The organism is Streptomyces sp. NPDC001714, assembly GCF_042892755.1.
Lineage (GTDB): Bacteria > Actinomycetota > Actinomycetes > Streptomycetales > Streptomycetaceae > Streptomyces.
This window is the reverse complement of record NZ_JBIAUL010000011.1, coordinates 349,840-367,151: the sequence shown is the minus strand read 5'-3', so window position 1 is coordinate 367,151 and position 17,312 is coordinate 349,840. Positions and strand designations below refer to the sequence as shown.

The window sequence follows — 17,312 nt, the reverse complement described above, 5'->3', positions numbered from 1 at the left end:
GCCCCCGCTTCGGCCTGAAGGGCCTCGTCCTCAAACGCGGGGGGGGGGGGGGGGGGGGGGGGTGCGGGCCGGTCTTCGTCCTCAGGCGCCGGAGGGGCTGGGGGTGCGGGCCGGTCTTCGTCCTCAGGCGCCGGAGGGGCTGGGGGGTGGGGGTGCGGGCCGGTCTTCGTCCTCAGGCGCCGGAGGGGCTGGGGGGTGGGGGTGCGGCCGGTCTTCGTCCTCAGGCGCCGGAGGGGCTGGGGGGTGCGGGCCGGCCGTCGTCCTCAAACGCCGGAGGGGCTGGGGGTGGGGGTGCGGCCGGTCTTCGTCCTCAGACGCCGGACGGGCTGGAAGTTGCAGAACAGGCCGACTGGAAGGCCAAGTAGTACTAAGGAGCCGAACATGCATCTGGACCACGATCACCGTCACGCCCCCGCTGCCCTCAGCGCCGACGCCCATCGGCCGGACGGGGCCCGCCGTGCCCTCCGTGTCGGGCTCGGTGGGCCCGTGGGGTCCGGGAAGACCGCTACCGTCGCCGCGCTGTGCCGGGCTCTGCGGGACGAACTGTCCCTTGCCGTCGTCACCAACGACATCTACACCCGGGAGGACGCCGAGTTCCTGCTCCGGGAGGCCGTGTTGCCGCCGGAGCGGATCACCGCCGTCGAGACGGGGGCCTGTCCGCACACCGCGATCCGGGACGACATCTCGGCCAATCTCGAAGCCGTGGAGGACCTGGAGGACGAGGTCGGTCCGCTGGACCTCATCCTCGTCGAGTCGGGTGGGGACAACCTCACCGCCACCTTCTCCAAGGGGCTCGTGGACGCGCAGATCTTCGTGATCGACGTGGCGGGAGGGGATGACATTCCGCGGAAGGGCGGGCCGGGGGTGACCACGGCCGACCTGCTCGTCGTCAACAAGACGGACCTCGCTCCCTACGTCGGGTCGGATCTGGCGCGGATGGCCGCCGACGCCAAGGCGCAGCGGGCCGAACTTCCCGTCGTCTTCCAGTCGTTGCGCAGCGAGGCCGGTGTCGCGGACGTGGCCGCGTGGGTGCGGGAGCGGCTCGCCGCGTGGACCGCATGACGGGGACGGGGGTGCGCGCCGCCGCTCGGATCGTCGCCCGGGACGACGGGCGGGGCGGCACTTCGCTTCCCGTGCTGGAGGGCGAGGGGCCGCTCGCGCTGCGTCGTACCCGGGGGAGCGGGGCCGAGGCCCGGGTGATGGTCGTCGGGGCGATGAGCGGGCCGCTCGGCGGCGACCGGTTCGGGATCGAGGCCCGGGTCGAGGAAGGGGCCCGGCTCTGTGTCGGGTCGGCTGCCGCGACCATCGCCCTGCCGGGGCAGGGGAAGGAGGCGGCTCGGTACGACGTGCGGCTCGACGTCGCCGACGGGGGTGAACTGCGGTGGCTGCCCGAGCAGTTGATCTCCGCCAACGGGAGTGATCTGTGCGTGACGACACGCGTCGAGGTCGGGGCACGGGGGCGGCTCGTGTTGCGGGAGGAGCAGGTGCTCGGGCGGGTCGGGGAGGAGCCCGGGCGGCTGGGCAGCCGGCTCACCGTGCGCGTGGCCGGACGGGCTGTGCTGGATCAGGAGCTGGCCTGCGGGCCCGGGGCTCCCGGTGGCTGGGACGGGCCGGCCGTGCTGGCGGGACATCGGGCTGTCGGTCAACTCGTCGTCGTACGGCCGGAGTTCGCGGTCGAGTCGATGGGGGCACGGATGCTGGGGGAGGGTGCCGCGCTCACTCCGCTCGCCGGGCCCGCCGTGTTGGTGAGTGCGGTGGCGGGCGATGCGCTGCGCCTGCGCCGGGTACTGGACGAGGCGTTGGCCCAGTTGGGCGGCTGATCCGCTCAGCGGGACGTGGGAGTCCGGTTATCGGATTGGTAAAGACGGCTGTTGAGGCCTGTTCTCAGGGACCTCACAGCCGGAAGGATCCCCCTGACCATTCGTAACCAGGTAGGGGGAGGGGCCCACTTGAGGGACAACTTCAGATCGAGGAGCCGCGTGCTGGCGCTCGGTTCGGCCGGAGCACTCGTCACGGCCAGTCTGATCACCGGTGCCCTCGCGGCACCCGCCGTCGGCGCCGAGGCCCGGCACGGCGGCCAGGACCGCGCGCAGCAGGGCGCGGCGATCGCGGCCGCACGGGCCGCCAAGGCTGGTATCGACTGGGCCGACTGCCCGGCCGACTGGGCTCTGACCAAGCCCGTCCAGTGCGGCTGGGTCAGCGTGCCGCTCGACTACACGAAGCCCTATGGCGACCAGATCAAGCTGGCCGTCGACCGAATAGGCAACACGGGGACGCAGGCGGAGCGCCAGGGCGCGCTCGTCTACAACCCCGGCGGCCCCGGCGGCTCGGGCATGCGCTTCCCGCTCCGGGTCACCAACAAGAACCCCCTGTGGGTCAACGCCTCGAAGGCGTACGACTTCGTGGGCTTCGACCCGCGCGGTGTCGGCCACTCGGCGCCCATCTCCTGCCAGGACCCGCAGGAGTTCGTGAAGGCCCCCAAGGCCGACCCGGTGCCGGACACCGAGGCCGACAAGACCGCGCAGCGGGGGCTCGCCAAGCAGTACGCGGACGGCTGCGCCGAGCGCACCGGCCGCGCGATGCTCCAGCAGATGACCACCGCGAACACCGCCCGCGACCTGGACGTCATCCGGGCCGCGCTCGGCGAGAAGAAGCTCAACTACCTCGGTGTCTCCTACGGCACCTACCTCGGCGCGGTGTACGGGACGCTGTTCCCGGGACACGTGCGCCGGATGATCGTCGACAGCGTCGTCAACCCGTCGCGGAAGAACATCTGGTACCAGGCCAACCTGGACCAGGACGTCGCCTTCGAGGGCCGCTGGAAGGACTGGGAGGACTGGGTCGCCGCGCACGACTCCGCCTTCCACCTGGGGACCACGCGCGACGCCGTCCAGGCGAAGTGGCTCCAGCTGCGGGCCACCGCCAAGGCGAACCCGATCGGCGGGGTCGTCGGACCGGCCGAGCTGATCGGCTTCTTCCAGAGCGCGCCGTACTACGACTCCTCGTGGGTCCCGGTCGCCACGGTGTTCAGCAAGTACTTCGCCGGTGACACCCAGGCCCTGGTCGACGCGGCCGCCCCGGACCTGACCGACACGGCCGGCAACACCACGTCGGAGAACGGCAACGCCGTCTACACCGCCGTCGAGTGCACCGACGCCAAGTGGCCCACCCACTGGAAGAAGTGGGACCGCGACAACACCGAGCTCAACACGCAGTATCCGTTCATGACGTGGGCCAACGCATGGCTCAACCTGCCGTGCGCCACCTGGCCGGTCAAGCAGCAGACCCCGGTGAACGTCAAGACCCACAAGGGCCTGCCGCCGGTGCTGATCGTGCAGTCCACGCGTGACGCCGCCACCCCGTACCCCGGCGCCGTCGAACTGCACAAGCGCTTCAAGGGCTCCCGTCTCATCACCGAGCAGGGCGCCGGCTCGCACGGCGTGACCGGCCTGGTCAACCCGTGCATCAACAGCCGCGTCGACACCTACCTGCTCACCGGCGAGCTGGACGGCGCGGACGTCACCTGCACTCCGCACGCCACCCCGCAGCCGTAACCGCTCCGGTACGACGCGTACGACGAGGAGGGGCGGCCGGAACACTCCGGCCGCCCCTCACCCGTACCATCTCGACCCTCGTACCATCTCGGCCCTCGTACGACCTCGGCCCTCGTACGACCCTGGCCCGTAGTACGACGTCAACTCAGCGGAGCCCGCGGGAACTTGCGCTCCTTCTCACCATTGGCCGCCGCCTGCCCGGCCTTGACGACGGCCGCGTACTCGTCGACGTACTCCTGCTCGGACAGGGTCAGGATGGCGTACATGATCTCGTCGGTGATGGCGCGCAGGACGGCCTTCTCGTTCTCCATCCCGGCGTAGCGGGAGAATTCGAGGGGCTTGCCGAAGCGGATCACGACGGGGTGGACGTTCGGGACGACCTTGCCGGGCGGCTGCGCCTCGAACGTGCCGATCATCGCGCAGGGGATCACCGGGACACCGGCCCGCAGCGCCATCACCGCCACCCCCACCTTGCCCTTGTACAGGCGGCCGTCGTGCGAGCGCGTGCCCTCCGGGTAGATGCCGAGCAGCTCGCCCTTGCTCAGCACCCCGAGCCCCTCCCGGATCGCGGCCTGGCCCGCCTCCTTGCCGGAGCGGTCCACCGGGATCTGCCCGGCGCTGCGGAAGAAGAAGGCGGTCAGTCGGCCCCTGACCCCCGGCCCCGTGAAGTACTCGGCCTTGGCGAGGAAGGTGATGCGCCGCTTGAGGACGGCCGGCATCAGGAAGTGGTCGGAGAAGGAGAGGTGGTTGCCGGCGATGATCGCCGGTCCCGTCGGCGGCACATGTTCCAGGCCCTCGATCCGCGGCCGGAACACCACTCTCAGCAGCGGCCCCAGCAGTACGTACTTGAGCAGGTAGTAGAACATGGCTCGCCCCTCACTCCAACAGGTCGTACCCAAGCCGAAGTTTGCCGGGCCCGGTATGAATAGCACAGTCGGCGTACGGCACCGGTGCGTCGAGCGGCCGTCCGGGGCGTGCCGGTGCCGACCGGTTCTCAGGGCATGCATAGGATGGCCCCGATGCGCCCCACCGAGCAGCCCGCCCCGCGACCGCCCCGCCGGCGGTGGCGCGCCCTGCTCGTGCTGGGGCTGCTGGCCGGACTGTTCGGCATGCACGCGCTGGTACGCGGCGGCGTCATGGGAACGCACGGCGGGCACGAGCGGCCCGGCTCCCGGACGGCGGTCGTGGTCACCGCGTACGACGGCTGCTCCGGCGACGACGGCCACTGCGGCGGCGACCGCGCGCACCACGCCGACGCGACCTGCGCCTCCGGCGCGGTGAGCGGCGGACCGGCGCTGCCCGCGCTCGTCCCGGATCCGGTCCCCGTCCTCGCGGCCGCCTGCCGGGCCGCCTCCGGCCCGGCCACGGCACCGGACGGCGCACGGGCACCCCCCGACCTGGCCGAACTCCAGCTCCTGCGGATCTAGAGGCACCCGAGCCGGCCCTGCGCGCCCAGCGCAGCGGCCGTGCTGCCGCGTGCCCACTCAGACCTGTCGCAGACCTATCGCAGGAGACCCAGCATGACCACCACGCGTACCCGTGCCGTTCTCGTCGCGCTCACCGTGACCGCCGCCCTCGCCCTCACCGCGTGCGGCAGCGACGACGACAGCGCCGCCACCGCACACGCGTCGCACTCGGCGGCGGCCGGTGCCACCGCCACCGCCGGTGCCCACAACGCGCAGGACGTGACCTTCGCGCAGAGCATGATCCCGCACCACCAGCAGGCCCTGGAGATGGCCCGGCTCGCCGCCGACCGTGCCTCCGCCGCCCAGGTGAAGGACCTCGCCGCCCGGATCGAGAAGGCCCAGGACCCGGAGATCAAGACGATGACCGGCTGGCTGAAGGCCTGGGGCGAGGACGTGCCCATGGCGGGCATGGACCACGGCGGCCACGCCGGCATGGCCGGGATGATGTCCGACAAGGACATGACCATGCTGAAGCAGGCCAGGGGGACGGACTTCGACACGATGTTCCTGACCATGATGGTCGAGCACCATCAGGGCGCCGTCGAGATGGCCGGCACCGAGAAGGCCAAGGGCGACTACGGCCCCGCCACGAGCATGGCCGGCGCCATCGTGACCGCGCAGAACGCCGAGATCAAGGAGATGAACAAGCTCCTCGGCAAGGGCTGACAGGGTTGGGGTGGCCGCGCCCACGCGGCGCGGCCACCCCGGGCTCAGGCCGCCAGCACCTTCTCCAACGCCCCCAGCGCCGACCGCAGCTCCTCCGCCGTGATGGTCAGCGGCGGGGCCAGCCGGATCGTGGAGCCGTGGGTGTCCTTGACCAGGACGCCCTCGCGCATCAGACGCTCGCCGATCTCCCGCCCGGTGCCGATCGCCGGGTCGACGTCGACGCCCGCCCACAGCCCGCGCGAGCGGAAGCCGACCACGCCGTCGCCGACCAGTTCCGTCAGGCCGTCCCGGAGGATCACGCCCAGGTCGGCGGCCCGGCGCTGGAAGTCGCCGCTCTCCAGCAGCTCGACCACCGCCGTGCCGACCGCCGCCGCGAGCGGGTTGCCGCCGAACGTCGAGCCGTGCTCGCCCGGGTGCAGGACCCCGAGCACCTCCCGGCGGGCCACCACCGCCGACACCGGCACGATCCCGCCGCCCAGCGCCTTGCCGAGCAGCAGCACGTCCGGCACCACGTCCTCGTGGTCGACGGCGAGGGTGCGGCCGGTGCGGCCGAGGCCGGACTGGATCTCGTCGGCGATGAAGAGGCAGCCCTTGCGGCGGGTCAGCTCGCGGACCCCGGTCAGATAGCCGTCGTCGGGGATGAGCACCCCGGCCTCGCCCTGGATCGGCTCGATCAGCACCGCCGCCGTGGTCTCGTCGACCGCGGCCTCCAGCGCGGGCAGGTCGTTGTACGGCACGATCCGGAAGCCCGGCGTGAACGGGCCGAAGCCCGCCCGGGCCGACTCGTCGGTGGAGAAGCTCACGATCGTGGTCGTACGGCCGTGGAAGTTGTCGGCGGCGACGACGATCGTGGCCCGGTCGGCGGGGACGCCCTTCACGTCGTAGGCCCATTTACGGGCCACCTTGATACCGGACTCGACCGCCTCGGCGCCGGTGTTCATCGGCAGCACCATGTCCAGGCCGGTCAACGCGGCGAGCCGTTCGGCGAATTCGGCGAGCCTGTCGTTGTGGAAGGCGCGCGAGGTGAGGGTGAGGCGGTCCAGCTGGCGGTGCGCGGCCTCGATCAGCGCCGGGTGGCGGTGGCCGAAGTTGAGGGCCGAGTAGCCGGCCAGCATGTCGAGGTAGCGGCGGCCCTCGACGTCCTCCACCCAGGTGCCCTCGGCGCGCGCGACGACGACGGGCAGCGGGTGGTAGTTGTGCGCGAGGACCGGGCCCTCCGCCTCGATCAGCTCGGCGGAGGTGCGTGCGCGTGCGGGTGCGGTCATCGGGGGGATCTCCTGGTCCTCAGCGGATTTCCTGGGTGCAGCACTTGATGCCGCCGCCTGCCTTGTGGAACTCCGACAGGTCGACGGGCACGGGCTCGTAGCCCTGGTCGGCGAGCCGGGCGGCGAGCGCCTCGGCCTGCGGCGCGATGAAGACGTGGCGGCCGTCGGAGACCGAGTTCAGGCCCCACGCCAGCGCGTCGTCGCGGGTGGCGAGGACCGCGTCCGGGAACAGCCGGCGGAGCACCTCGCGGCTGCCGGGGGAGAAGGCCTCCGGGTAGTAGACGATGTTCTCGTCGTCCAGGACGAAGAGCGCGGTGTCCAGGTGGTAGAAGTACGGGTCCACCAAGGTCAGGCTGATCACCGGGTGGCCGAAGAACTCCTGGGCCTCCCGGTGTGCCTCGCGGGTGGTGCGGAACCCGGTGCCGGCGAGCAGGTACCGGCCCGTCCAGACCAGGTCGCCCTCGCCCTCGACCACCGAGCCCGGACGGTACACGTCGTAGCCCGCGGTCTTGAACCAGAGGTCGTAGTGGGAGGACTCGGGGCGCCGCTCCGGCGCGTGGAAGAGCGAGCCGAAGACGCGGCCGCCGACGACCACCGCCGAGTTCGCGGCGAACACCATGTCGGGCAGGCCGGGGACCGGCTCCAGCCGGTCGATGCTGTGGCCATGGGAGCGGTAGGCGCTGATCAGCGCGGTCCACTGCTCCTGGGCCAGGTCGACGTCGACCCTGGTGTCGGGGTTCATCCAGGGATTGATCGCGTACTGCACGGCGAAATGTCTGGGTTCGCAGACGAGAAAGCGCCGGGGGCGCTGCACACGGCTTTCGGACACAGAGGGGTTCCTCCGCTTTCCCACGGTGTCGACTGAGGGTTGACACCAAGGTAGAAAGCGTCGGATATGCGCGACAAGAAATGAATGTTGCGCGTCCGCGCAGGAACGCTGCGTCTCCGGTCATACAAACGCAGCATCAATGCGTTTACTCCGGTACGGGGTGCGTGGCACCGGCCTCCGGGCTCTCCGGAAGCAGATGCGACAGCACCATGACGCTGATCGTCTTCCGGATGAAGGGCTCCACGCGGATCCGCTCCAGCACCTCCTCGAAGTGACCCACGTCCCTGGCCCGCACATGCAGCAGGGCGTCCGCGCCGCCGGTCACCGTCATGGCCGCGGTGATCTCCGGATGGTTGCGGACCACCTCCGCGAGCCGCCGGGGCGGGGCCGCGCCCTCGCAGTACACCTCGACGTACGCCTCCGTGCGCCAGCCGAGCGCCGCCGGGGTGACGGTGGCCGTGAACCCGGTGATCACACCGGTCTCGCGGAGCCGGTCGACCCGCCGCTTCACGGCCGTCGCGGAGAGCCCGACGGCCGCGCCGATCTCGGCGAAGCTGGTCCGCGCGTTCGCCATCAAGGCGGTGGTGATCTTCCGGTCGAGATCGTCGAAAGGGGCGGTGCCGCTGTTCATGACCGCACTGTAGCCAGGGCCGAAGACACTTCGGGAACACCACTTCATCCGGCGCGAACGTCCACGTCCGGTACATGTCCAGCGCCGCGTTCCGCCGCCTACACTCCGGTTCATGCTGCGCGCCCTCGCCGTCGACGACGAACGCCCCTCGCTGGAGGAGCTGCTCTATCTGCTGAACGCAGATCCGCGCATCGGCAGCGTCGAGGGGGCCGGGGACGCCACCGAGGCGCTGCGCCGCATCACCCGCGCCCTGGAGTCCGGCCCGCAGGGCCCCGAGGCCATCGACGTCGTCTTCCTCGACGTCCAGATGCCCGGCCTGGACGGCCTGGACCTGGCCCGGCTGCTCACCGGCTTCGCCCGGCCCCCGCTGGTCGTCTTCGTCACCGCCCACGAGGACTTCGCGGTACGGGCCTTCGACCTCAAGGCGGTCGACTACGTCCTGAAGCCGGTGCGCAAGGAACGCCTGGCGGAGGCGGTGCGCCGGGCCGCCGAACTGCGCGGCACCGCACCGCGGATACCCGTGCACGAACCCGACCCCGACCACATACCCGTCGAACTCGGCGGCGTGACACGGTTCGTGGCGGTGGACGACATCACCCACGTCGAGGCGCAGGGCGACTACGCCCGCCTGCACACCGAGCGCGGCAGCCACCTGGTCCGCATCCCGCTGTCCACCCTGGAGGACCGCTGGCGCTCCCGCGGCTTCGTCCGCATCCACCGCCGCCACCTCGTCGCCCTCCGCCACATCGGCGAACTCCGCCTGGACGCGGGCACGGTGAGCGTCCTGGTCGGCGGCGAGGAGCTCCAGGTCAGCCGCCGCCACGCCCGCGAGCTGCGGGACCTGCTGATGAGGAGGGCCTGACGGTGCCCGCCGAGCCCGCCGAACGCCGGGTCACCGTCACCGGCCCGCCCCGCCGCAGCCGCCGCACCTCCGGCTACTACCGGCCGCGCACCGAGATCGACGAGCAGACCACCCTCGGCCACACCTACGTGCGCTCCCTCATGCGCAGCCAACTGCGCGTCGCCCTCGTCGTGTTCGCCGTCCTGGTCCTGCTCGTCGGCCCGCTCCCGCTGGTCTTCGCCGCCGCCCCCGAGGCGCGCCGCCTGGAGTGGCTGGTGCTCGGCTTCTGCCTCTACGCCCCGCTGATCCTGCTCGCCCGCTGGTACGTGCGCCGCGCCGAACGCAACGAGGAGGACTTCGTCCGCCTCGTCGAGGACCGATAGGACCGATGAACTCCAGCCGCGACGAGGTCCGATGAACCCCAGCTACGCCGTCCCGGCGGTCGCCCTCGTCGTCGTCGCGACCGTCCTCGTCGGCGCCTTCGGCCTGCGCATATCCCGGACCACCTCCGACTTCTACGTCGCCTCCCGCACCGTCGGCCCCCGCCTCAACGCGGCCGCGATCAGCGGGGAGTACCTCTCCGCCGCCTCCTTCCTGGGCATCGCCGGGCTGGTCCTCGTCCAGGGCCCCGACATGCTCTGGTACCCGGTCGGCTACACCGCCGGCTACCTCGTCCTTCTGCTCTTCGTCGCCGCCCCGCTGCGCCGCTCCGGCGCCTACACCCTCCCCGACTTCGCCGAGGCCCGGCTCGCCTCGCAGACGGTACGACGGCTGGCCGGGGCGTTCGTCGTCGGCGTCGGCTGGCTCTACCTGCTGCCCCAACTCCAGGGAGCCGGGCTCACGTTGGCGGTCCTCACCGGCGCCCCCGACGCGCTCGGCGGACTGATCGTCGCCGTGGTCGTGGTGGCCACGGTGGCCGCCGGCGGCATGCGCAGCATCACCTTCGTCCAGGCCTTCCAGTACTGGCTCAAGCTCACCGCCCTGCTCGTCCCCGCCCTCTTCCTCGTCCTCGCCTGGCAGAGCGCCGGAGCCCCCACCCACGCCTTCGACGAACCGGCCACCTTCCGTACCCAGCGCGTCGTGGACGTCCAGGACACCCTCTCCCTCAAGCTCGACCGGCCGCTCGCGGTCACCGTCACCGGCACGGTCGACGGCCACCCGCTCCGGGACACCAGGGTCACCCTCCCCGAGGGCACCCACCGCATCGCCGCCGGCACCCGGCTGACCTTCGCCAAGGGCACCCGCGTCCCCGCCACCGACCGGGGCACCAACGGCGGCATGTCCACCTCGCTCGCCGAGAGCCGCGAGGAACGCCCGCTGTACGCCACGTACGGACTGATCCTCGCCACCTTCCTCGGCACCATGGGCCTGCCGCACGTCGTCGTCCGCTTCTACACCAGCCCGCACGGCGTCGCCGCCCGCCGCACCACGGTCGCCGTCCTGGCCCTGATCGGCCTCTTCTACCTCCTGCCGCCCGTCTACGGCGCCCTCGGCCGCCTCTACACCCCCGAACTCACCCTCACCGGCGAGACGGACGCCGCCGTCCTGCTGCTGCCCGACCGGGTCGTCGGCGGCCTCGGCGGCGACCTGCTGGGCGCGCTGGTGGCGGGCGGCGCCTTCGCCGCGTTCCTCTCCACCGCCTCCGGCCTCACCATGGCGGTCGCCGGGGTCCTCACCCAGGACGTCCTCCCGGCGCGCGGGGTACGGCACTTCAGACTCGGCACCGTCCTCGCCGTGGCCGTGCCGCTCGCCGCCAGTGTGCTGGTCGGCGGTCTGCCGGTCGCCGACGCGGTCGGACTGGCCTTCGCCGTGTCCGCCTCCTCCTTCTGCCCGTTACTGGTGCTCGGCATCTGGTGGCGGCGGCTGACCCCGCCCGGCGCGGCCGCCGGGATGCTCGCCGGGGGCGGCTCGGCGTTCTGCGCGGTGGCCGCGACGATGGCCGACTTCCCCGGCACCGGCAGCCTGCACGCCCTGCTCGCCTGGCCCGCCCTCTGGTCGGTCCCGCTGGGCTTCCTCACCATGATCCTGGTCTCCCTGGCGACCCCGGGCCGGGTACCGCCCGGCACGGCCGCGATCCTGGCCCGCTTCCACCTGCCCGAAGAGCTGCGCGCGGAGGTCAAGGCGTGACCGGGTTCCTGGCGGGCCTCCTCGTGGCGGTCCTCCCGCTCCTCGCCGCCGGCTTCTGGCTGGGCCGCCGCACCGCGCGCCCCGAGAGCCTCGGCGGCCTCGGCACGCCCGTGGAGCACGCCACCTTCGAGACCCTGCACACCGCCTCCCTCGCCGCGCCCCCGCTGCGCGCCGGCCTGACCGAGGAGACCGCCCGCCGCTCGGCCCGCCGGCTGCGCACCCTGCTCGGCACCGACGCCCTCTGCCTCACCGACCACGAGAACCTGCTCGTCTGGGACGGCGTGGGCGACCACCACCGCACCGAGATCATGGAGCGGCTCACCGGGCCGCTGGAGTCGGGCCGTGGCGAGGCCTTCCCGCTGCACTGCGAGACCCCCGACTGCCCGGTCCGCTGGGCCGTGGTCACCCCGCTCACCGTCGACGACCGCGTCCACGGCACCCTGGTCGCCTGCGCCCCGCGCGAGTCCGCCGTCCTGGTCCGGGCGGCCGGTGAGGTCGCGCGCTGGGTCAGCGTCCAGCTGGAGCTGGCCGACCTGGACCGCTCCCGCACCCGGCTCATCGAGGCCGAGATCCGCGCCCTGCGCGCCCAGATCTCCCCGCACTTCATCTTCAACTCGCTCGCGGTGATCGCCTCGTTCGTCCGCACCGACCCCGAGCGCGCCCGCGAGCTGCTGCTGGAGTTCGCCGACTTCACCCGCTACTCGTTCCGCCGGCACGGCGACTTCACCACCCTCGCCGACGAGCTCCATGCGATCGACCACTACCTGGCGCTGGTCCGGGCCCGCTTCGGCGACCGCCTCACGGTCACCCTCCAGATCGCCCCCGAGGTGCTCCCGGTCACCCTGCCCTTCCTCTGCCTCCAGCCCCTGGTCGAGAACGCCGTCAAACACGGCCTGGAGGGCAAGACCGGCACCTGCCACATCCAGATCACCGCCCAGGACGAGGGCGCCGAGGCGCTGGTGGTCATCGAGGACGACGGCGCCGGCATGGACCCGGTGCTGCTGCGCCGCATCCTCGCGGGCGAGACCAGCCCCTCCGGGGGCATCGGCCTGTCCAACGTCGACGACCGGCTCCGCCAGGTGTACGGCGACGATCACGGGCTCGTCATCGAGACCGCCGTGGGTGCGGGCATGAAGATCAGCGCCAGGCTGCCCAAGTACCAGCCCGGGGTGCACTAGGCGCTCCGCGAGCGCCGTTGTTCGGGTGCGGCGCCGTGGGGGCTGGTCGCGCCCACGCGGCGGCAGCCGCATATTAGATACAGCCTCGCGCCCCTTCGGGGCGCGAGGGCGCTGTGTCAGTTGCTCTGGGTCATCACCATCGCCAGGGTCAGCAGGCCCAGCACCACCCACCCGAACCACAGCCAGCCATTGCTGCCGAGGGCCACCGTGTAGGCCGTGACCACCACGAGTCCGCCTACGGTGAGCACCCCCATCGTCTTCGTGGCACCGTTCGAACCGTTCGCAGAACCGGGCATCGCGACACCCTCCTCAGGGTCCGACTCCCTCCATGGTGCCCCGGTTCTGCTTCTTGAGGGACCCTGTCAGCCCCTGCGTGCGTTCAGCGAGGCCAAATAGGCGTTGTAGGCCTCGAGCTCCTTGTCGCCGTCCCGGTCGGCGGCCCGGTCCGTGCGGCGGGCCTGGCGCTGCTCGGAGCCGTACCACTGGAACAGCAGGGCGATCAGCACCAGGACGGACGGGATCTCGCTGAACGCCCAGGCGATCCCGCCGGCCGCGTTCTGGTCGGAGAGGGCGTCGATGCCGAGTGAGGCCGGCGGGTGCTTGAACGTCTCGACCATCGGCTCCGAAGCCATCATCAACGCGATGCCGAAGAAGGCGTGGAACGGCATGCCCGCGAACAGCTCCAGCATGCGCATGAGATACCCCGGGCGGTGCGGCCCCGGGTCCACGCCGATGATCGGCCAGAAGAACACGACGCCGACGGCGAGGAAGTGCACCATCATCGCGATGTGCCCGGCCTTCGAGCCCATCAGGAAGTCGAACAGCGGGGTGAAGTAGAGCGCGTACAGGCTCGCGATGAACAGCGGGATGGTGAAGGCGGGGTGGGTGATGATCCGCATGTACCGGCTGTGCAGCAGGGCCAGCAGCAGCTCACGCGGCCCCTTCCGGCCCCGCCCGGCGACGGGCAGCGCGCGCAGCGCGAGCGTCATCGGGGCGCCCAGCAGGATCAGGATGGGCGACAGCATGCTGATGATCATGTGCTGCACCATGTGCACGCTGAACATGACCATCCCGTAGTCGTTCAGCCTGGTGCACATGACGAGCATGATCGTCAGCACGCCGACGACGAACGACACGGTCCGCCCCACGGACCAGGCGTCCCCGCGCCGCCACAGCCGCACCACGCCCCAGCCGTACAGCGCCAGCCCCGCGAGCGTGGCGACGAGAAAGAAGGGATCCGCCGACCACTCCAGCCCGCGCCCCAGCGTGAACGGCGGCAGATCCATCGTCATGCCGTGCCCGCTGTGATCCATCCGGCGGCTCCTGATTCGTGGGGGGTTGTGCACTTCTTGCCGACCCCAGAGTAGAACCGCCCCCGACCGCACTTGCGACCGGGGGCGAGTGTCCCTACCTCCAGGGGCGCGGGGAACTGCGCGAGCAACCACGCACGGTCCGCACCCGGCGACGAATCAGTACCTCCTACGGCGCAGCCCCTAAAGCACGGTCTCCGCCTCGTCGTACCGCTGCGCGGGAACCGTCTTCAACGTCTCCACCGCCTCGGCCAGCGGCACCATCACGATGTCGGTGCCCCGCAGCGCGGTCATGTGACCGAACTCCCCCCGGTGCACGGCCTCCACCGCATGCCACCCGAACCGCGTCGCCAGGACGCGGTCGTAGGCCGTCGGCGTGCCACCCCGCTGCACATGCCCGAGGATGACCGGCCGCGCCTCCTTGCCGAGCCGCTGCTCCAGCTCGATGGAGAGCTGCCGGGCGATCCCGGCGAACCGCTCGTGGCCGTAGATGTCCTTGCCGCCCTCGTCGAACGCCATCGTGCCGGCCTTCGGCTTGGCCCCCTCCGCCGCGACGACGATCGCGAACCGCTTGCCCGCCTCGAACCGCTCGCCGACCCGGCGGGCCAATTCCTCGATGTCGAAGGGCCGTTCCGGTACGACGATGGCGTGGGCGCCGGCCGCCATGCCGGAGTGCAGGGCGATCCAGCCGGTGTGCCGGCCCATGACCTCCACGACCAGCACGCGCTGGTGGGACTCGGCGGTGGTCTTCAGCCGGTCGAGGGCCTCGGTGGCGACCCCCACGGCGGTGTCGAAGCCGAAGGTCACGTCGGTGACAGCGATGTCGTTGTCGATGGTCTTCGGGACGCCGACGATCGGCAGGCCGGCGTCGGACATCAGCCGGGCCGCCTTCAGCGTGCCCTCACCGCCGATCGGGATGATCGCGTCGAGCCCGAGCTCGGCGACATGGCCCCTGGCCCGCTCCACGCCGTCCCGCAGATGCGAGGGCTGGACCCGGGACGACCCGAGGATGGTGCCGCCGCGGGCCAGGATGCCGGCCACGGCGTCGAGGTCGAGCTTGAGGTAGTCGCACTCCAGGAGGCCCTTCCAGCCGTCCCGGAAGCCGATGACCTCGTCGCCGTGGTCGACGACGGCACGGTGCACGACGGACCGGATGACGGCGTTCAGGCCGGGGCAGTCGCCGCCGGACGTGAGGACACCAATGCGCATAGCCCGAAACAACCTTCTCCACGTGGGCCGGAGACCGGACCACGCTGTCCGGCTGTCATCGGCGTCACCCTACCCGCGTGAGGGGGGCCTTTCGCACCGGGCGTCCGCCTGCTGGACGCGCCCGCACATGTGAGCGGACACCCGGTCAGGCGGGCCCGGAATCGACCGTTCCGACGCAGCTCAGGCGGGCTGCTGGGCGGCCGCGATGCGCTCGTTGCGGAGCGCCTCGTACCAGCGGTCGTCGATCGGCGGCAGCGCGTTCACGTCGAGCGCCAGCTTCAGCAGCAGGTCCGCGATGAGCGGGTTGCGGGCGAGGACCGGCCCGTGCATGTAGGTGCCGAAGACGGTGTCGTTGTACGCGCCCTCCGTGCCGTCCCCGGTGCCGTTGCCCCGGCCCAGCTGGACCCGGGCCAAGGGGCGGGCGGTGGGGCCGAGCTGGGTGACGCCCTGGTGGTTCTCGAACCCGGTGAGCGGGGGCAGCCCGAGGCGCGGGTCGATGTCGGCGAGGACGTCACCGACACACCGCTCGCCGGTGCCGCGCACGGTGGTCACGTCGAGCAGGCCGAGGCCGGGCTCGCGCTGCCCGAGGTCGTTGATGAACTCGTGCCCGAGGATCTGGTAGCCGGCACACACGGAGAACACGATGGCACCGTTCTCCACCGCCCGGTACAGGTGCCCGTCGCGGCGCAGCCGCTCGGCGGCGAGCCGCTGCGGACGGTCCTCACCGCCGCCGATCAGGTAGATGTCGCCGGAGGTCGGGATCGGCTGGTCGCTGCGCACGTCCAGCCGGGCCACGTCGAGACCGCGCTGCCGGGCCCGGCGCTCCACGACGAGCGCGTTGCCCTGGTCGCCGTAGGTGCTGAGCAGGTCCGGGTAGATCCACACCAGCCGCAGTTGGTTGTCGCTCATGAACGGTTCGTCCTTCGTGGTCAGTTGCCGACGCGGCGGCGCAGGTCCTGGAACGCGGTGTAGTTCGCGATGACCTCGATCCGGCCGGGCGGGCACATCTGCACGGCCTGGTCGAGGGAGTCGCAGACCTGGAAGTGCTGGTTCGCCACCTCCAGCCGGACCGCGAGGTCCAGCTTGCGGTCGCCGAGCACGAAGATCGGGTGGCCGGTCAGGCGCGTGTAGTCCACGTCCCACAGCCAGGAGGTGTCGGTGCCGTCGGCGCCGCGCGCGTTCACGGAGAGGATGACCGGCGTCGGCGGCGGGTCGATCAGCGAGAACGTCTCCAGCCAGCCGGCCGGGTTCTTGGCAAGGAGCAGACGCAGGTCGCGTCCCTGGAACTGCACGACGTCGTAGCGCCCCGCGACGGCCTGCACCTGGTACATCCGCTCCAGGGCGACCTGCGGGGGCACCCCGAAGACGGCGGCGACGGCGGCCGACGAGGCGGCGTTGGCCTTGTTGGCACGCCCCGGCAGCTGCAGGTGGATCGGCCAGGCGGACCCGTGCGGGTCGAGCACGTGGTCTCCGGAGAGCACCCAGCTCGGCGTCGGCCGCCGGAACCCGCACTCACCGCAGAACCAGTCGTCGCCGGGCCGCTGCATCACGCCACCGCAGGACGGGCAGGACCAGGCGTCGTCCTTCCACATCTGCCCGGCGGCGACCCAGATCACGTTGGGGGAGGAGGACGCGGCCCAGACCACCAGCGGGTCGTCGCAGTTCGCCACGATGACGGCCTTCGACCCGGCCAGCCCCTCCCGCCAGTTCTCGGCGAGCATGCGGGTCTCGGCGGCGCGGTCGAGCTGGTCGCGGGAGAGGTTGAGCAGGGCGATGCACTTCGGGTCGGTGTCCCGGGCCACCCCGGCCAGGTACTTCTCGTCGACCTCGATGACGCCGAACTTGGACTCCGAGCCCCCGGCCAGCGCCGACGTGATACCGGCCGGCATGTTGGCACCGAGCGCGTTGGACACGACCGGCCCCGCGGCCTTCAGCGCCTCGGCGATGAGCCTGGTGGTCGTCGTCTTGCCGTTCGTCGCCGAGACGAGGGTCACGTCCAGGTTCTGGGCGAGCCGGGCGAGAAGGTCGGGGTCGAGTTTGAGCGCCACCCGGCCACCGATCACGGATCCGCTGCCGCGCCCCGCGGCCCGGGACGCCGCCGCGACCGCCTTGCCCGCGGTCACGGCCAGCTTGGCCCGCGGCGTGAGCGGGTCCGAGTTGCCTGCCATCAGTTCTCGATCCTCCTTGCGTACGCGCCGCGCCTCAGCCATCCGGCAACGTGGTGTGCACCTCAGCC

18 protein-coding genes are annotated in these 17,312 nt (G+C 71.8%); 9 read left to right on the top strand and 9 right to left on the bottom strand.

Translation table 11 applies throughout. From position 1 onward, the window contains the following. The first annotated feature begins 381 nt into the window (after window positions 1-381). The 3 genes from ureG to ACFY0P_RS28665 all read left to right on the top strand — a co-directional run bounded on the left by ureG (window position 382) and on the right by ACFY0P_RS28665 (window position 3,554). The gene (gene ureG / locus ACFY0P_RS28675) at window positions 382-1,062 is read left to right on the top strand and encodes an urease accessory protein UreG (protein ID WP_388919033.1); all 681 of its coding nucleotides are present in this window, start codon (window positions 382-384) and stop codon (window positions 1,060-1,062) included. Beyond that, window positions 1,059-1,820: an urease accessory protein UreD gene (locus tag ACFY0P_RS28670; protein ID WP_388919086.1), complete on the top strand. Its 762-nt coding sequence runs from the start codon at window positions 1,059-1,061 to the stop codon at window positions 1,818-1,820. Before ureG ends, ACFY0P_RS28670 begins: the two co-directional genes overlap by 4 nt. 162 nt (window positions 1,821-1,982) lie before the next feature. Then, window positions 1,983-3,554, top strand: a complete 1,572-nt coding sequence (locus tag ACFY0P_RS28665; RefSeq protein WP_388919083.1) for an alpha/beta hydrolase — start codon at window positions 1,983-1,985, stop codon at window positions 3,552-3,554. Window positions 3,555-3,694: 140 nt separating this feature from the next. On the opposite strand, the gene ACFY0P_RS28660 is transcribed toward ACFY0P_RS28665, so the two are convergent. Beyond that, on the bottom strand, window positions 3,695-4,420 hold the full coding sequence (locus tag ACFY0P_RS28660; RefSeq protein WP_388919030.1) for a lysophospholipid acyltransferase family protein: 726 nt from the start codon (window positions 4,418-4,420) through the stop codon (window positions 3,695-3,697). Window positions 4,421-4,573: 153 nt separating this feature from the next. Between ACFY0P_RS28660 and ACFY0P_RS28655 the strand changes: the two genes are divergently transcribed. Then, window positions 4,574-4,981, top strand: coding sequence for a DUF6153 family protein (locus ACFY0P_RS28655; RefSeq protein ID WP_388919027.1), 408 nt, complete (start codon window positions 4,574-4,576; stop codon window positions 4,979-4,981). 93 nt (window positions 4,982-5,074) lie between these two features. After that, the gene (locus tag ACFY0P_RS28650; protein WP_388919024.1) at window positions 5,075-5,686 is read left to right on the top strand and encodes a DUF305 domain-containing protein; all 612 of its coding nucleotides are present in this window, start codon (window positions 5,075-5,077) and stop codon (window positions 5,684-5,686) included. A gap of 44 nt (window positions 5,687-5,730) precedes the next feature. On the opposite strand, the gene rocD is transcribed toward ACFY0P_RS28650, so the two are convergent. From rocD to ACFY0P_RS28635, 3 genes are all read right to left on the bottom strand, one after another. Continuing rightward, entirely contained in the window at window positions 5,731-6,951 is a 1,221-nt protein-coding gene (gene rocD, locus ACFY0P_RS28645; protein ID WP_388919021.1) for an ornithine--oxo-acid transaminase, read from the bottom strand. 19 nt (window positions 6,952-6,970) lie between these two features. After that, window positions 6,971-7,780 carry a dimethylargininase gene (gene ddaH, locus ACFY0P_RS28640; RefSeq protein ID WP_388919018.1) on the bottom strand — a complete coding sequence of 270 codons (810 nt, stop codon included), beginning with the start codon at window positions 7,778-7,780 and terminating at the stop codon, window positions 6,971-6,973. 145 nt (window positions 7,781-7,925) lie between these two features. Then, window positions 7,926-8,411: an Lrp/AsnC family transcriptional regulator gene (locus ACFY0P_RS28635; protein WP_388919015.1), complete on the bottom strand. Its 486-nt coding sequence runs from the start codon at window positions 8,409-8,411 to the stop codon at window positions 7,926-7,928. Window positions 8,412-8,523: 112 nt separating this feature from the next. Here ACFY0P_RS28635 and ACFY0P_RS28630 point away from each other — a divergent pair, with 112 nt between their 5' ends. The 4 genes from ACFY0P_RS28630 to ACFY0P_RS28615 are packed head-to-tail and all read left to right on the top strand — an operon-like array spanning window position 8,524 to window position 12,557. Further along, the gene (locus ACFY0P_RS28630) at window positions 8,524-9,273 is read left to right on the top strand and encodes a LytR/AlgR family response regulator transcription factor (RefSeq protein ID WP_388919012.1); all 750 of its coding nucleotides are present in this window, start codon (window positions 8,524-8,526) and stop codon (window positions 9,271-9,273) included. A 2-nt stretch (window positions 9,274-9,275) separates the two neighbouring features. Further along, window positions 9,276-9,635, top strand: a complete 360-nt coding sequence (locus ACFY0P_RS28625; protein WP_388919009.1) for a hypothetical protein — start codon at window positions 9,276-9,278, stop codon at window positions 9,633-9,635. 31 nt (window positions 9,636-9,666) lie between these two features. Next, window positions 9,667-11,379, top strand: a complete 1,713-nt coding sequence (locus ACFY0P_RS28620) for a cation acetate symporter (RefSeq protein WP_388919006.1) — start codon at window positions 9,667-9,669, stop codon at window positions 11,377-11,379. Next, complete coding sequence (locus tag ACFY0P_RS28615) at window positions 11,376-12,557, top strand: sensor histidine kinase (protein WP_388919003.1); 1,182 nt, start codon at window positions 11,376-11,378, stop codon at window positions 12,555-12,557. The genes ACFY0P_RS28620 and ACFY0P_RS28615 overlap by 4 nt, the downstream gene beginning before the upstream one ends. A gap of 116 nt (window positions 12,558-12,673) precedes the next feature. Here ACFY0P_RS28615 and ACFY0P_RS28610 read toward each other — a convergent pair whose 3' ends face one another. From ACFY0P_RS28610 to ACFY0P_RS28590, 5 genes are all read right to left on the bottom strand, one after another. After that, window positions 12,674-12,853 (bottom strand): hypothetical protein, encoded by a 180-nt coding sequence (locus ACFY0P_RS28610; protein ID WP_388919000.1) that lies wholly within the window; start codon window positions 12,851-12,853, stop codon window positions 12,674-12,676. Window positions 12,854-12,919: 66 nt separating this feature from the next. Further along, a complete protein-coding gene (locus ACFY0P_RS28605; protein WP_388918997.1) occupies window positions 12,920-13,870 on the bottom strand; it encodes a cytochrome c oxidase assembly protein in 951 nt (316 codons plus the stop codon). A gap of 180 nt (window positions 13,871-14,050) precedes the next feature. Beyond that, complete coding sequence (locus ACFY0P_RS28600; protein ID WP_388918994.1) at window positions 14,051-15,076, bottom strand: 6-phosphofructokinase; 1,026 nt, start codon at window positions 15,074-15,076, stop codon at window positions 14,051-14,053. A 180-nt stretch (window positions 15,077-15,256) separates the two neighbouring features. After that, window positions 15,257-15,985, bottom strand: a complete 729-nt coding sequence (locus ACFY0P_RS28595) for a glutamine amidotransferase (protein WP_351955660.1) — start codon at window positions 15,983-15,985, stop codon at window positions 15,257-15,259. A gap of 20 nt (window positions 15,986-16,005) precedes the next feature. Then, a complete protein-coding gene (locus ACFY0P_RS28590; RefSeq protein ID WP_388918991.1) occupies window positions 16,006-17,244 on the bottom strand; it encodes a MurT ligase domain-containing protein in 1,239 nt (412 codons plus the stop codon). Window positions 17,245-17,312: the final 68 nt, after the last annotated feature.

Coding starts and splice junctions, on each gene's coding strand:
- ACFY0P_RS28635 (WP_388919015.1), bottom strand. CDS start 8,411: ATGAACAGCGGCACCGCCCCTTTCGACGATCTCGACCGGAAGATCACC.
- ACFY0P_RS28600 (WP_388918994.1), bottom strand. CDS start 15,076: ATGCGCATTGGTGTCCTCACGTCCGGCGGCGACTGCCCCGGCCTGAAC.
- ACFY0P_RS28590 (WP_388918991.1), bottom strand. CDS start 17,244: ATGGCAGGCAACTCGGACCCGCTCACGCCGCGGGCCAAGCTGGCCGTG.
- rocD (WP_388919021.1), bottom strand. CDS start 6,951: ATGACCGCACCCGCACGCGCACGCACCTCCGCCGAGCTGATCGAGGCG.
- ACFY0P_RS28605 (WP_388918997.1), bottom strand. CDS start 13,870: ATGGATCACAGCGGGCACGGCATGACGATGGATCTGCCGCCGTTCACG.
- ACFY0P_RS28670 (WP_388919086.1), top strand. CDS start 1,059: ATGACGGGGACGGGGGTGCGCGCCGCCGCTCGGATCGTCGCCCGGGAC.
- ACFY0P_RS28610 (WP_388919000.1), bottom strand. CDS start 12,853: ATGCCCGGTTCTGCGAACGGTTCGAACGGTGCCACGAAGACGATGGGG.
- ACFY0P_RS28630 (WP_388919012.1), top strand. CDS start 8,524: ATGCTGCGCGCCCTCGCCGTCGACGACGAACGCCCCTCGCTGGAGGAG.
- ACFY0P_RS28655 (WP_388919027.1), top strand. CDS start 4,574: ATGCGCCCCACCGAGCAGCCCGCCCCGCGACCGCCCCGCCGGCGGTGG.
- ACFY0P_RS28650 (WP_388919024.1), top strand. CDS start 5,075: ATGACCACCACGCGTACCCGTGCCGTTCTCGTCGCGCTCACCGTGACC.
- ACFY0P_RS28595 (WP_351955660.1), bottom strand. CDS start 15,985: ATGAGCGACAACCAACTGCGGCTGGTGTGGATCTACCCGGACCTGCTC.
- ACFY0P_RS28620 (WP_388919006.1), top strand. CDS start 9,667: ATGAACCCCAGCTACGCCGTCCCGGCGGTCGCCCTCGTCGTCGTCGCG.
- ureG (WP_388919033.1), top strand. CDS start 382: ATGCATCTGGACCACGATCACCGTCACGCCCCCGCTGCCCTCAGCGCC.
- ACFY0P_RS28660 (WP_388919030.1), bottom strand. CDS start 4,420: ATGTTCTACTACCTGCTCAAGTACGTACTGCTGGGGCCGCTGCTGAGA.